General features: G+C 64.9%; 14 protein-coding genes. 6 read left to right on the top strand and 8 right to left on the bottom strand.

Going from position 1 to position 12554, the window contains the following annotated elements:
- Window positions 1–21 precede the first annotated feature (21 nt).
- The 3 genes from ACQKQA_RS05765 to ACQKQA_RS05755 form a co-directional block, all read right to left on the bottom strand.
- Window positions 22–204, bottom strand: a complete 183-nt coding sequence (locus ACQKQA_RS05765; protein WP_427554424.1) for a hypothetical protein — start codon at window positions 202–204, stop codon at window positions 22–24.
- Window positions 205–315: 111 nt separating this feature from the next.
- Entirely contained in the window at window positions 316–510 is a 195-nt protein-coding gene (locus ACQKQA_RS05760) for a hypothetical protein (protein WP_427554422.1), read from the bottom strand.
- 244 nt (window positions 511–754) lie between these two features.
- A complete protein-coding gene (locus ACQKQA_RS05755; RefSeq protein ID WP_427554420.1) occupies window positions 755–1108 on the bottom strand; it encodes a hypothetical protein in 354 nt (117 codons plus the stop codon).
- Window positions 1109–1360: 252 nt separating this feature from the next.
- Here ACQKQA_RS05755 and ACQKQA_RS05750 point away from each other — a divergent pair, with 252 nt between their 5' ends.
- Window positions 1361–2179 carry a shikimate 5-dehydrogenase gene (locus ACQKQA_RS05750; RefSeq protein WP_427554418.1) on the top strand — a complete coding sequence of 273 codons (819 nt, stop codon included), beginning with the start codon at window positions 1361–1363 and terminating at the stop codon, window positions 2177–2179.
- A 27-nt stretch (window positions 2180–2206) separates the two neighbouring features.
- On the opposite strand, the gene ACQKQA_RS05745 is transcribed toward ACQKQA_RS05750, so the two are convergent.
- Both ACQKQA_RS05745 and ACQKQA_RS05740 read right to left on the bottom strand, forming a co-directional pair.
- Window positions 2207–2857: a YceH family protein gene (locus tag ACQKQA_RS05745; protein WP_427554416.1), complete on the bottom strand. Its 651-nt coding sequence runs from the start codon at window positions 2855–2857 to the stop codon at window positions 2207–2209.
- A 158-nt stretch (window positions 2858–3015) separates the two neighbouring features.
- On the bottom strand, window positions 3016–5523 hold the full coding sequence (locus ACQKQA_RS05740; RefSeq protein WP_427554414.1) for a flavin-containing monooxygenase: 2508 nt from the start codon (window positions 5521–5523) through the stop codon (window positions 3016–3018).
- A 178-nt stretch (window positions 5524–5701) separates the two neighbouring features.
- Here ACQKQA_RS05740 and ACQKQA_RS05735 point away from each other — a divergent pair, with 178 nt between their 5' ends.
- Entirely contained in the window at window positions 5702–6730 is a 1029-nt protein-coding gene (locus ACQKQA_RS05735) for an AraC family transcriptional regulator (protein WP_427554412.1), read from the top strand.
- Window positions 6731–6801: 71 nt separating this feature from the next.
- Window positions 6802–7311, top strand: a complete 510-nt coding sequence (locus ACQKQA_RS05730; RefSeq protein ID WP_427554410.1) for a DUF1993 domain-containing protein — start codon at window positions 6802–6804, stop codon at window positions 7309–7311.
- A 101-nt stretch (window positions 7312–7412) separates the two neighbouring features.
- On the opposite strand, the gene sstT is transcribed toward ACQKQA_RS05730, so the two are convergent.
- Complete coding sequence (sstT, locus tag ACQKQA_RS05725; RefSeq protein WP_427554408.1) at window positions 7413–8645, bottom strand: serine/threonine transporter SstT; 1233 nt, start codon at window positions 8643–8645, stop codon at window positions 7413–7415.
- Window positions 8646–8931: 286 nt separating this feature from the next.
- On the opposite strand from sstT, the gene ACQKQA_RS05720 reads away from it, so the two are divergent.
- Complete coding sequence (locus tag ACQKQA_RS05720) at window positions 8932–10086, top strand: MFS transporter (RefSeq protein ID WP_427554406.1); 1155 nt, start codon at window positions 8932–8934, stop codon at window positions 10084–10086.
- Between the two features lie 6 nt (window positions 10087–10092).
- On the opposite strand, the gene nhaR is transcribed toward ACQKQA_RS05720, so the two are convergent.
- On the bottom strand, window positions 10093–10998 hold the full coding sequence (nhaR, locus tag ACQKQA_RS05715) for a transcriptional activator NhaR (RefSeq protein ID WP_427554404.1): 906 nt from the start codon (window positions 10996–10998) through the stop codon (window positions 10093–10095).
- 135 nt (window positions 10999–11133) lie between these two features.
- Here nhaR and ACQKQA_RS05710 point away from each other — a divergent pair, with 135 nt between their 5' ends.
- On the top strand, window positions 11134–11382 hold the full coding sequence (locus ACQKQA_RS05710; protein ID WP_427554402.1) for a hypothetical protein: 249 nt from the start codon (window positions 11134–11136) through the stop codon (window positions 11380–11382).
- Window positions 11383–11413: 31 nt separating this feature from the next.
- Window positions 11414–12175: a TerC family protein gene (locus ACQKQA_RS05705; protein WP_427554400.1), complete on the top strand. Its 762-nt coding sequence runs from the start codon at window positions 11414–11416 to the stop codon at window positions 12173–12175.
- 80 nt (window positions 12176–12255) lie between these two features.
- Here ACQKQA_RS05705 and ACQKQA_RS05700 read toward each other — a convergent pair whose 3' ends face one another.
- Window positions 12256–12420 (bottom strand): hypothetical protein, encoded by a 165-nt coding sequence (locus tag ACQKQA_RS05700; RefSeq protein WP_427554398.1) that lies wholly within the window; start codon window positions 12418–12420, stop codon window positions 12256–12258.
- Window positions 12421–12554: the final 134 nt, after the last annotated feature.

Below are 12554 nucleotides of genomic sequence, written 5' to 3'. Positions count from 1 at the left end.
GCGGATACAGCGACCGTTGCCTCAGGCGTGCAGGATGCGCCCCTCGATCTCTTGCGACAGGGCCTGGGCCGCGTTCAGTGAAGTGAGCGGGCCGCTGACCGGCTCGCCGTCGCGCACCAGATACCAGCAAGCCAGCAACCCCAGATCCCTGAGCGAGGCGGGAACGGCGCTGCCGATAACGGACATGATTTGAACCTTGGGCATAAGTACCTCCATCGATCTATGGGGGCTACCTTACGGACCTGCGGGTTCCACGAAAAATCAACGCGCTCGATAGTGGACATTGATTGCGGCGAAAAAAGGGCGGCGGTCCGCTCAGTCCACGACCTGATCGAGCATATGGACCACTTCCGGGTCGTGCAGCAGGCCCTTGCGCACCAGGTGCTCGGCCAGCAATGCCAGGAACTTGGCGCTGCGATGGCCTTCCAGTTGCTTGAGCTCGGTCAGGGCGCTGTACACCTTGCTGGCGGTGCCCAGGGTGGGCGAGTGGTGGGGGTTCTGTGTCGGCATGGGCGTCGTCCTTGTTGTTATGGGGCTGTTTTGTGGACAGATCCGATCTTGCGGACCCGGCATGACATAAATATGACAGCCACAGTCTTCTGCACAGGGGCTGCCGCTGGCAACACTATTGCCGGATTCAAACGTAAAAGCTGTCCCGGTAGCGACCTTTGCAAGATTTATTCAGACGTTTGCGTGACGGCAAAACGCCACAGGCCCCGCGGGTGAGGCGGGGCCTGTGGCAGGGACTCCTGGCTTACCAGCGGCCAGGACCGTAGTAGTAATGGCGCGGCGGGCCGTAATAGCCGGGAGGCGGGCCGTAGTACACCGGGGCCGGACGGTAATAGACCGGCGGGCTCTCCACGTACACCGGCTGCGGCTGGTAATAGACCGGAGGCGGTGCGGCATACACCGGCTGCGGCTGAACGTAGACCGGCTGTTGCACGTACACCGGGCGGCTCTGGTTGGCGATCACCGAACCCACCACCGTCGCGCCGACCACTGCACCGAACACCGCCGGGCCACCCCAGCCGCCACCGTGGGCGGATGCTTGGCCGGCGACAGCGAGTGCACCAACGAGCAAGGCTATCTTGGGGATGTTACGCATCATGGCTATTCCTCGGTTCCGACCCCAGCGCTCGGTCTGCGATAGACGCGAGGACTGTCGCGGGGATACATCTATGACAGCGTTTTTCTGAAAAACAGCACGGCCGCCGAGTAAAGTTTGTGTAAGGTCGTGTACCGGCTTCTTTACCTCGTCCGGGGACTACAGGCCGTCTTCCAGTCAACGTCGATATCATCGGGCACAACCCGAGGGCTGGCTAATCCCGTCCATCCGAAAATGCGCTCCAAGGAGATCAACATGCAGATGAGCCCCAACAAAGACACCCAGTTGTGTATGTCGCTGTCAGGGCGTCCGGGGAATTTCGGCCTGCGTTTTCACAACCATCTGTATGAGCAGTTGGGTCTGAATTTTTACTACAAGGCCTTCAGCAGCCAGGATCTGCCGGGCGCCGTGGGCGGCATCCGCGCCCTGGGCATTCGCGGCTGCGGCGTGTCCATGCCGTTCAAGGAAGCCTGCATTGCCCTGGTGGACGAGCTGGACGCCTCGGCCCGGGCGATCCAGTCGATCAACACCATCGTCAACACCAATGGCCATCTCAAGGCCTACAACACCGATTACTTGGCCGTCGCCCAACTGCTCGACAGCCACCGGATACCCAAGGACACCCGCTTTGTCCTGCGCGGCAGCGGCGGCATGGCCAAGGCGGTGGCCAGTGCCTTGCGCGACGGGGGTTACCGCGATGGCGTGATAGTCGCGCGCAATGCCCGGGCCGGGCAGGCCCTCGCCGATTCCCTGGGGTACGGCTGGCAGGCGGAACTGGGTGAACTGCGGCCGCAGATGCTGGTCAACGTCACCCCGATTGGCATGAGCGGCGGCCCGGAGGCCGAGCAACTGGCGTTCCCGGTGGAAGCGATCCAGGCCGCGGGCACCGTATTCGACGTGGTGGCGATTCCGGCAGAAACCCCGCTGATCCAGCGCGCCCGAACTGAAGGCAAGCAGGTGATCACCGGCCTGGAAGTGATCGCCCTCCAGGCGCTGGAGCAGTTCGTGCTGTACACCGGCGTGCGCCCGAGCGAGGAGCAGTTCCAGCAGGCCGTGGCCTTCGCCCGGGCCTGAAACCCGCCTACAGGGTGTGCGGGGGGCTCAGCCCTCCAGGCGGGCCAGGCGTTCTTCCAGAGCGGCGATCCGCGCTTCCAGTTCTTCGATGCGTTCCGGCGAAACGGCGCCGCCAGTGCTGCCTGGCGCCGGGTTGCCGCGGGCGGCGAGTATGGCTTCGATGTCCGCCGGGTCACCCAGGGCGTGGGTGTAGCGGTCCTCGCGCTGGCCGGCCTGGCGCGGCAGGTGCAGGGCCAGGCCGCGAGCGACCAGGCGTTCGAGCTGGTGCAGGACCTGCTCGCTGTCTTCGAAGTCATGCATGCGCCCGCTGCGGGTCAGCAGTTCATTGACCGTCTGCGGGCCCCGCAGAAACATCAGGCCGCACAGGATCAACTGCGCCGGCACCAGTTCCAGGGCCTTGTCCAGGCGCTGCTCCCAGCGGTCGGCGCGGCTGCCCATGACCAGCCGGGTGAAGCCCTGGGCCTCCAGGCTGCGCAGGCTTTGCCCGACCTGGCCCTGGGTCAGGTTCATCACCGGTTCGCGGCTGGTTTTCTGATTGCAGGCGAGCACCAGGGCATTGAGGGTCAGGGGATAGGTTTCCGGGCTGGTGGCCTGCTTTTCGATCAACGAACCCAGGAGGCGGATTTCCGTGCTGCCAAGACGCAGGGCTTCGCTTGGGGTTTCGTGTTCGCTGCTCATGAGTACTGATCCCTTGGTCACTGATGGGGAGGGGCGTGGCGGCCGCCTTCGAGGGGCTCTGTTTTACCTGCAGAACCCGCTTCTGGCCATCGGAACTTGGTTACCAGGGGTTAACCCCGGCCGCGCGACCCCGAAGAGGCCGCGCGACGGACGAAGCTTCAGGCGGTTGTCGGTGCCACGGCCGCTACCGCACTCCGTTGGGTGGCGGCCGCCACCGGCTGGTCCAGGCGTTGCCGGGCAAAGCGAACAACGCTGCGCAGGGCATTGCGGGCGGAGCGCAGGTAGAAGGCCTGCAACTGAAAGACATGCCAGCGCCCCTCGTGGATTTCCAGCTGGCAGGGCACGCCGCAGGCCCTGGCGCGTTCGGCCAGGCGGCTGGAGTCGGACAGCAGCAGTTCCTGGTCGCCCACCTGGATCAGCATCGGCGGCAGGCCGCTCAGGTCCGCCTCCAGGGGGCGATGCCACAGCGGTCGCGGCGGTGCCCCATAGGCCTTAAGGGCCTGTTCCAGCCAGTCGCGGTGCAGCATCGGGTCGACCGCGGCCCGGGTTTGCAGGCTGGCGCCAGTCAGTTCGAGATCGGTGAGCGGCGACAGCAGTATCAGCCCGGCGGCGATGGGCTCGCCCCGTTCCTTCAAGGCCAGGGCCAGGGCCAGCACCAGGGCGCCGCCAGCGGAGTCGCCGGCAATCAGCAGTTGCTCCGCCGGGCAGCCCTGGGCGCGGATCGCGTCATAGCAGGCCAGGCAATCGTCCAGGGCCGCCGGGTAGGGATGTTCCGGGGCCAGCCGATAGTCCGGCGCCCACACCGCGCAGCCGCTGTCCTTGGCCAGACGGCTGGTGATGCTGTAGTGGGTGTCCGCGCTGCCCAGGCAGAAGGCACCGCCGTGCAGGTAGAGAATGACCCCGGTGCCGGGGCCGGCCTTGGGGTCGACGATCTGCAACGCCAGCTCGCCCAGCTGCGTGCGTCGGCGGCTCACCCCCGGTGTGCCGGGCATCAGCCGGGAGAGGCCGCTGACGATCTTGCGTTGGCTGGCCAGGGCCCGTGGCGGGCCGATCAGGGCCTTGAAGCTGGCCCGCAGCACCAGCCGCAGCAGCGCCGCCTGGCCCCGTTCCAGCCAGTCCCGAGGTGACGCAACTCGCAGCCCGTCGCTGACCGGCGCGTCTGCCGCTAAGGGACTGGCCAGGCGATAGGCCGCCAGCCCGGCATAACGGGCCAGCCAGCGATAGGACCAGGTGAAGCCGGGCCAGTTGGTGCTGTTGTGGCCTCGTTCGTCGACATACCAACTCTTGCAGCCGCTCCACACCGAGGTCGCCAGGCGGCGCTGGATCCGTTGCTGGAAGCGCCGGTGGGGCAACTCGTCCACCTCCAGGGTGCTGGCGCCACTGGCCAGCAGTGCCTGGCGGGCCTGCATGACATGGGAGATCTGGCTTTCCAGCATATGGATGATGGAGTTGTGGCCCAGGTTGGTGTTGGGGCCGTAGAGCATGAAGAAGTTGGGGAAACCGGGCACGCTGAGCCCCAGGTAGGCGGACGCACCCTGCTGCCAGGCCTGGTTCAGGTCGAGTCCGTCGCGGCCGGTGATGCGCATGGGCGAAAGGAACTCGGTGGCGGCGAAACCGGTGCCGTAGATGATCGCGTCCACCTCATGCTGCTGGCCATCCAGGGTCTCGATGCCCTGTTCGGTGATGCGCCGGATGCCCTGGGTCAGCAGCTCGACATGGGGTTTGGCGAAGGTCTCGAGGTAGTCGTTGGAGAGCAGGATGCGCTTGCAGCCGATGGGGTAGTCCGGGGTCATCTTCCGGCGCAGTTCGGGGCTGGGCACCGAAGCGTTCAACAGCCGGTGAAAAGGCCGGCCGACTACCCAGCGGGTCAGGCCCTGCAGACGGGTGAAGCCCAGCGCCCGGGACTCGAAATGCAGGTAATGGGTGGCGCGGACCAGCTTCATCCATAGGGGAAACCGTGCGCAGCGCTGTTTCTCCCCGGGGCTGTAGGGCCGGTCGGCCTTGGGCATGATGTAGGCCGGCGAACGCTGGAAGACCTTGAGCGCCGCCACCTGATCGGCGATTTGCGGCACGAACTGGATGGCCGAGGCACCGGTGCCGATCACCGCGACCCGCTTGCCGGCCAGGGGGTAGTGGTGATCCCAGGACGCGGAATGGAACACGTGGCCCTTGAAGGTCTGCATGCCCGGCAGCTGCGGCAGGGCGGGGCGGCTCAACTGGCCGGTGGCGCTGATCAGCAGGCGGCTCCGGTGCACCTGGCCATCGCTGCGGGTGACCCGCCAGCAGGCTTCGCCCTCGTCGAATTCGGCATGGCTGACTTCGGCGCCGAAGTGCAGGTGCGCCTCCAGGCCGTAGGTACGGGCGCAATGCCGCAGGTAATCATGGATTTCCGCCTGGGGCGCGAAGACCCGGGACCAGTGCGGATTGGGCTCGAAGGAAAACGAATACAGGTGCGAAGGCACGTCGCAGGCGGCGCCGGGATAGCGGTTGTCGCGCCAGACCCCGCCGACGTCCTGGCCTTTCTCCAGGATGATGAAGCGGCCGACGCCGGCCTTGCGCAGGGCGATGCCCATGCCCAGGCCGCCGAAGCCGCTGCCGATGATGATGGCGTCAAGGGGGCTGTCGGGGGCGGATGGCGGGTTCGCGGCAGGTAGGGATGCGGGCATGACGACCTCGTTGTTCTTGTTGTGGGGGGGCAGGACGGGTCCTCCCGGTGCCATTGCCCTGTGTCGGCGGTGCGGCCCCGGTGAGTAAAGCATGGGGGCAATCGGACGCGGACCCCATGCTGGAACGGGACAAGTGTTTTAGTATTTGGGCCAAATCATCAGCTGATGAGTCAGGCGCATGCCCATTCAGTCGTTCACCCGCGGACCCTCCAGCGCCTTGCTGCTGGTGAACTATGGTCGCGAAAAGGGTCTGGCGCTGGCGCGTTTGCTGGCCGGTTCCGGGCTGTCCATGGAGCAGTTGCAGGACCCCAACAGCCTGTTGTCGGCAGCCCAGGAATTGCGCCTGGTGAGCAACCTGCTGGCATTGCTGGGGCATCCTCCGGGCCTGGGTTATGAAGTGGGCACGCGCTATCACTTCTCCACCTATGGCCTGTTCGGCTATGGCCTGATCAGCAGCGCGACCCCGGCGGCCGCCTTGAACCTGGCCCTGCGCTTTCTGCCCTTGACCTATGCCTTCGCCACGATCGGCTATTGCCAGGAACCCGGGCAGGGAGTGCTGACCTTCGGCGAGCCGCCGGTGGCGGATGCCGCGGTGCGCACCTTTCTGCTGGAGCGGGACATGGCTGCTGCAGCGGTGCTGATGCAGGAGATCGTCGGCCAGGACTTCCAACTGCTGCGGCTGACCCGTTGCGGCGCCCCGCCCGCGGTCCGTGGCACTGGCGCGGCGCAGGGGATCTTCGGCCTGGCCCCCGAGTATCGGGCAGACCGCCATAGCCTGGTGTTCGAGCGGCGCTTTCTGGATCGCCCCTTGCCCCAGGCCAATCCGCTCACGGTGTCCATGTGCGAGCAGCTGTGTGCGCAATTGCTGGAGCGTCGGCAAGCGCATCCGGGGGCAGCGGCCCAGGTACGCCAGCAACTGGAAGCGCTGCCGGCGGGCAGCGTGCCGGACCTGCCGAGCATGGCCCGCCTGACCCGCACCAGCGTGCGCACCCTCAAGCGCCGCCTGCAGGAGGAGGGCACCAGCTATCGCCAGTTGCTGCTCCAGCAACGCAGTGCCCAGGCCCTGGAGTTGCTGGCCAACCCAGGCCTGAGCCTGACCCAGGTCGCCGAGCGCCTCGGTTTCAGCGACCTGTCGAGTTTTTCCCAGAGCTTCAAGCGCTGGTTCGGCGTGGCCCCCAGCGTCTATCGCCAGGGCGGTTCCGGATAAACCCACGGCGGCCATGGGCTGTGGCTATAATCCTCGCTCGCTGTATTCCCGCCACCTGTGTCGAGACCATCATGACCATTTCCCTGTACGCCGCTTCCGTTCCCGTCTTCAAGCAAATGCTCAACGCCCTGAGCGATGTGCTGCACAAGGCCGAAGCCCACGCCACGGCGAAGAACATCGACCCCAATGCCTTCCTGCAGGCGCGCCTGTACCCGGACATGTTCCCGCTGATCCGCCAGGTGCAGATCGCCGTCGATTTCGCCAAGGGCGTTTCGGCCCGCCTGGCCGAAATCGAGCTGCCGAAATACGACGACAGCGAAACCACCTTCGCCGAGCTGCAGGCGCTTCTGGCCAAGGTCCTGGCCTTTATCGACGGCATCCAGCCGGCGCAGATCGATGGCAAGGAAGGCATCGAGATCGTGACCCGTCCGGGCACCCCGAAAGAGAAGCGCTTCAGCGGCCAGGCCTACCTGCTGACCTACGGCCTGCCGCAGTTCTTCTTCCATGTCACCACCACCTACGCGATCCTGCGCCACAACGGCGTGGAAATCGGCAAGCGCGACTACATGGGCGCTTTCTGATAGGTGCTTCCTGAATAGCCGCGTTTAAAACCGCGGCTCATGAAAAAGCCCGGCCAGGTATGAACCTGGCCGGGCTTTTTCTTGCGCGGGATTGGCGAGGATCAGGCCGTCTGCTGGGCCTTTTCTTCCTGGGCCAGGCACGCGGCGGCGGTGAAGAGCACGTCGGTGGAGGAGTTCAGCGCGGTTTCCGCCGAGTCCTGCAACACGCCGATGATGAAGCCGACCGCAACCACCTGCATGGCGATTTCGCTGGGGATGCCGAACAGGCTGCACGCCAGCGGAATCAGCAGCAGCGAACCGCCGGCCACGCCCGAGGCGCCGCAGGCGCAGATGGCGGCGACCACGCTGAGCAGCACGGCGGTGGGCAGGTCGACGGCGATGCCCAGGGTATGCACGGCGGCCAGGGTCAGCACGGTGATGGTGATGGCGGCGCCGGCCATGTTGATGGTGGCCCCCAGCGGGATGGACACCGAGTAGGTGTCTTCATGCAGGCCCAGGCGCTTGCTCAGTTCCAGGTTGACCGGAATGTTGGCCGCCGAGCTGCGGGTGAAGAAGGCGGTGATGCCGCTTTCGCGCAGGCAGGTCAGCACCAGCGGGAACGGGTTGCGGCGGATCTTCCAGAACACGATCAGCGGGTTCATCACCAGCGCGACGAACAGCATGCAGCCGATCAGCACCGCCAGCAGGTGCATGTAGCCGAGCAGGGCGCCGAAGCCGGAGGTGGCCAGGGTCGAAGCCACCAGGCCGAAGATGCCCAGCGGGGCGAAGCGGATCACCACGCGCACGATCAGGGTCACGCCGTTGGACAGGTCATCCAGCACGGTGCGGGTGGTTTCGCCGGCATGGCGGATGGCTACGCCCATGCCGATGGCCCACGCCAGGATGCCGATGAAGTTGGCATTCATCAGCGCGCTGACCGGGTTGTCCACCACGCTCAGCAGCAGGCTCTGCAAGACTTCGCTGATACCGCCGGGGGCGGCGATGGCCACGTCATGGGTGCTCAGCACCAGCGCGGAAGGGAACAGGCTGCTGGCGATCACCGCCACCACCGCGGCGGCGAAAGTGCCCAGCAGGTAGAGCCAGAGGATCGGACGGATATGGGTTTCCTGGCCGTGCTTGTGGTTGGCGATGGAGGCCATCACCAGCACGAACACCAGGATCGGCGCGACGGCTTTCAGCGCCGAGACGAAGACCTTGCCGATAAAGGCAGTGGTCTTCGCCAGTTCGGGGGCGAACAGCGCCAGGGCGATACCGGCGATCAGGCCAATGACGATCTGCGTGACCAGGCTGGTGCGCTTGAGTTTTTCCAGGAGCGAGGGGGGTGAAGCAGTCATAGCGGTATCTCTGATTTTTTTAATATGTGCGGCGTCGGGGTAGGACGCTGGACCGACGAATTACTGAAGGTAGTGGAGGTTGCGGCAGGGGGGCGGACTTTATCACAGGGGCTTGCCCCACGGATGTGACGATCTGCCACCTGGGCCCTGCCAGTGCGCTTCGCGGTTTTTTCGCCTGCGCCCACCCACCGGTGGAAACATTCTGTTAGGATTCGCCATCCTTTTCTCCTCTCCCGTCAGCGGGCCCTCCAGGCCGTCGCTGATGTCGTCGTTTCCGGAGTTTTTCATGCTGTTGCCCATCCTGCTGTTGTCGGCCGCCGGTTTTACCGTGCTGACGACGGAGTTCATCATTGTCGGCCTGCTGCCTGCGATTGCCCGCGACCTTTCGGTCAGCATTCCCCAGGCTGGCCTGCTGGTGACATTGTTCGCCTTTACCGTGGCGGCGTTCGGGCCGTTCCTGACTGCCTATTTCGCCCGTTTCCAGCGCAAGCGCCTGTTCATTTCGGTGCTGGTGATGTTCGGCCTGGCCAACACCCTGGCGGCGCTGGCGCCGAACATCTGGGTGATGGCCGTGGCGCGGCTGATCCCCGCCCTGGGGTTGCCGGTGTTCTGGGCCCTGGCCAGCGAAACCGCGGTGGACATCGTCGGCCCGGACTATGCCGGGCGGGCCATCGCCAAGATCGGCTTCGGCATTGTCTGCGCCACGGTGTTCGGGATCCCGGTGGGGACCCTGATTTCCGACGCCTTCGGCTGGCGCAGCGCTTTCGCCATCCTGGCGCTGGTAGCCTTTGCCAAGGCCCTGCTGCTGTATGTCTATCTACCGCAGACCCGCGTACACAACGAGCAGGCCAGCCTGCGTTCGCAGTTCGGCATTCTGCGCAGCCCCTTGATGCTCGGGCATGTATTGCTGTCGATCCTGGTGTTCAGCGGCATGTTCACCGCCTACACCTACCTGGCGGATATCCTCGAGCGCCTGGCGGGCTTCGACGGCACGCTGGTGGGTTGGTGCCTGATGGGCTTCGGCGCAGTGGGGCTGATCGGCAACTCGCTGGGAGGCCGCGCGGTGGACCGTCATCCGTTGCTGGCGTCCATGGGCTTCTGCGCCCTGATGATCGGCGGCATGGTGGCGCTGGTGCCGAGCATTCACTCGCCCCTGGGCCTGGCCGCGGCCATGGGCGTCTGGGGTGTGACCCAGGCGGCGCTGTTCCTGGTCAGCCACGTGCGCCTGATCAAGGCGGCGCCCGACGCGCCGGCGTTTGCCGCCTCGTTGAACATCGCCGGGGCCAACCTGGGGATCGGCCTGGGCGCCATGGTGGGTGGGCGGGTGATCGACACCCTGGGGCTGGGCAGCCTGGGGTTTGCCGCCGCTGCTTTCATCCTGGTGTCGATCCTGCTGGCCCTGCTGCTGATGACCCTCAAGCCCCAGGCCAGCTGCGCCTGACCTGCCTCAGGCGCCCATCGCGGTGAACAGTTCGCGGCGGGCGCCTTCGGTAATCGCCACGATGCCGGGGTGCTTGACCTTGCGCTCCACCGAAATGGCGTAGAACGACTCGCTGACCGCGTCGGTCTGGCCGATCAGTTGCACGCCGTATTGGCGCCGTACTTCGTCGGCGATCACGCTGGGGCTGATGAAAATCCCGCTGCCGGATTGGCCGAATGCCTGCATCAAGGCGCTGTCGTCGAACTCGCCGATGATCCGCGGCTGGATCTGCTGCTCCGCCAGCCAGCGCAGCAGGCGGCTGCGGACCACGGTTTCCTGCCCGGGAATCAGCAGCGGAGCACCCTGCAGGCTGTGGGGGAAGTCCGCTCCATACAGCTCGGCCAGTTCTTCGGTGGCGAAAAAGCTGATGCCGCATTCGCCGAGTTTCTGGCTGTAGCCCTTGATATCCAGGTGCGACGGCATGGGGCTGTCGGAAATCACCAGGTCCAGGCGCTGGATGGCCAGGTCGGCCAGCAGGCGTTCGAGCTTGTCTTCGCGGCAGGTGATGCGGATCGGCTCGCTCAGTTCCATGGTCGGTGCGATCAGGCGGTAGACGATGGATTTGGGCACCACATCGGCCACACCGACCCGGAACAGAATCTGCTGCTCGTCGGGCTGGGCCTGCAGCATGGCCTCCAGTTCGCCACCCAGCTGAAACATCTGCTCGGCGTAGGGCAGGGTCTGGCGCCCGGCTTCGGTCAGTTCCAGTTGCCGGCCGACCCGGCGAAACAGCTCGATGCCGTAGGTCTGTTCCAGGAGGGTGATCTGGCCGCTGATGGTCTGTGGGGTCAGGTTCAGTTGCTCGCAGGCCCGGACGATGCTGCCGGTCTTGGCGACGACCCAGAAATAGTGCAGTTGGCGGTAATTGAGCATGGCAGGCTTTTGTTCGTAAAAATCGAAGTATAGCTGTTAAAAATACGAATTTTCCTGAAGTATTTCCCTCCATAGAATGCCTCGCTATTGACGGGCCATCGTCTCGGCCCGCTCGGTTCTAACGAGGAACGCGCAATGACCTACAAATCCATCGCCGCATCGTTGCTGGCACTGTCGCTGATCACGCTCGCCGGTTGCGAACAGGCGGAAAAAAGCGCGCAGCAACTGCTGGGCAAGGCCGCCGAAAACGCCAAGCAGGCGATCGACGATACGCACAAGGCTGCCGAACAGGCCCTCAGCGAGGCCACCCAGGGCTTGACCGGCAAGCAGGAAAAACCGGCTGACGAGGCCAAGGCACCGACCTCGTCGTCCCAGGAAATCTGATCCCCCCATACCCCCGACTCAGGACTGCGCCATGGAATACCTTTTACAACTCGCCGCCAGCCCCACCGCGTGGGTCGCCTTGGCTACCCTGGTGGTCATGGAAATCGTGCTTGGCATCGATAACCTGATCTTCATTTCGATCCTGACCAACAAGCTGCCCGCGCAGCATCGGGCCAAGGCCCGCCGGATCGGTATCGGCATGGCCCTGATCCTGCGTCTGGCGTTGCTCAGCACCATCGCGTTCATCGTGCAGCTCACTGAACCGGTGATCGATGTCTTCGGCCAGGTCTTCTCCTGGAAGGACATGATCCTGATCGCCGGCGGCCTGTTCCTGCTGTGGAAAGCCACCACGGAAATCCATCACAGCATGGACCCGGAGCCGCAGCAGACCAAGAGCGAGACGGGCGGCGTGTCCCTGGGCTTTGCCGCGGCGATCGGTCAGATCCTGATGCTGGACCTGGTGTTCTCCATCGACAGCATCATCACGGCGGTCGGCATGACCGAACACTTGCCGATCATGATCATCGCGGTGGTGGTGTCGGTCATGGTGATGCTGCTGGCGGCCGAGCCTCTGGCCAAGTTCATCAATGACAACCCGACGGTGGTCATGCTGGCCCTGGGCTTCCTGATCATGATCGGCATGACCCTGATCGCCGAAGGCTTCGGCGCCCATGTGCCAAAGGGTTATGTGTACGCGGCCATGGCCTTCTCGGCGGCCATCGAAGGGCTGAACATGCTGGCCCGTCGTGCCCGGCAGAAGCGCCTGGCGGCTGAGGCGGAAGTCGAAGCCTGATTCGCGGCAATAAAAACGACGGCTGCCTGTGTGCAAGGACACAGGCAGCCGTTTTTTATTGGGGGGAGAAAAAGGGTCAGTCAGTGCGCGGTGGCGTGATGCCGGGCCGCTTTCTCGGTTTTCGCGGCAGGAGTCGGCAAGCGCGGATGATGTCGGCGGGTAATCCGCAGGACGCCCCAGAGCATGGCCGCGGCTACGGCCAGCCAGCCGCCGATCAGCATCAGGATTGTCGTTGTCAGGCTCATACATGCCTCCTTGTTGCCCGGTGTGGGGCAGACACGTTGCAAGGGACAGTCTAGCCGCGGATGTGTTTCAAGCCATTGACCAATAGTCGCGTGTCAGCGACCGGTTTGCTCTATGGGGCGCAAATTACTGTGGC

The organism is Pseudomonas sp. NPDC089530 (assembly GCF_050280705.1).
Taxonomy (GTDB): domain Bacteria; phylum Pseudomonadota; class Gammaproteobacteria; order Pseudomonadales; family Pseudomonadaceae; genus Aquipseudomonas.
Note: the sequence above shows the minus strand (reverse complement) of the source record. Positions and strands in the feature narration are given on the sequence as shown.

Bases quoted from the DNA above. Each gene is read 5' to 3' on its own strand.
- nhaR (WP_427554404.1), bottom strand. From the start codon at position 10,998: ATGCTCAATTACCGCCAACTGCACTATTTCTGGGTCGTCGCCAAGACC.
- ACQKQA_RS05710 (WP_427554402.1), top strand. From the start codon at position 11,134: ATGACCTACAAATCCATCGCCGCATCGTTGCTGGCACTGTCGCTGATC.
- ACQKQA_RS05745 (WP_427554416.1), bottom strand. From the start codon at position 2,857: ATGAGCAGCGAACACGAAACCCCAAGCGAAGCCCTGCGTCTTGGCAGC.
- ACQKQA_RS05740 (WP_427554414.1), bottom strand. From the start codon at position 5,523: ATGCCCGCATCCCTACCTGCCGCGAACCCGCCATCCGCCCCCGACAGC.
- ACQKQA_RS05765 (WP_427554424.1), bottom strand. From the start codon at position 204: ATGCCCAAGGTTCAAATCATGTCCGTTATCGGCAGCGCCGTTCCCGCC.
- ACQKQA_RS05705 (WP_427554400.1), top strand. From the start codon at position 11,414: ATGGAATACCTTTTACAACTCGCCGCCAGCCCCACCGCGTGGGTCGCC.
- ACQKQA_RS05730 (WP_427554410.1), top strand. From the start codon at position 6,802: ATGACCATTTCCCTGTACGCCGCTTCCGTTCCCGTCTTCAAGCAAATG.
- ACQKQA_RS05760 (WP_427554422.1), bottom strand. From the start codon at position 510: ATGCCGACACAGAACCCCCACCACTCGCCCACCCTGGGCACCGCCAGC.
- ACQKQA_RS05735 (WP_427554412.1), top strand. From the start codon at position 5,702: ATGCCCATTCAGTCGTTCACCCGCGGACCCTCCAGCGCCTTGCTGCTG.
- ACQKQA_RS05700 (WP_427554398.1), bottom strand. From the start codon at position 12,420: ATGAGCCTGACAACGACAATCCTGATGCTGATCGGCGGCTGGCTGGCC.
- ACQKQA_RS05720 (WP_427554406.1), top strand. From the start codon at position 8,932: ATGCTGTTGCCCATCCTGCTGTTGTCGGCCGCCGGTTTTACCGTGCTG.
- ACQKQA_RS05755 (WP_427554420.1), bottom strand. From the start codon at position 1,108: ATGATGCGTAACATCCCCAAGATAGCCTTGCTCGTTGGTGCACTCGCT.
- ACQKQA_RS05750 (WP_427554418.1), top strand. From the start codon at position 1,361: ATGCAGATGAGCCCCAACAAAGACACCCAGTTGTGTATGTCGCTGTCA.
- sstT (WP_427554408.1), bottom strand. From the start codon at position 8,645: ATGACTGCTTCACCCCCCTCGCTCCTGGAAAAACTCAAGCGCACCAGC.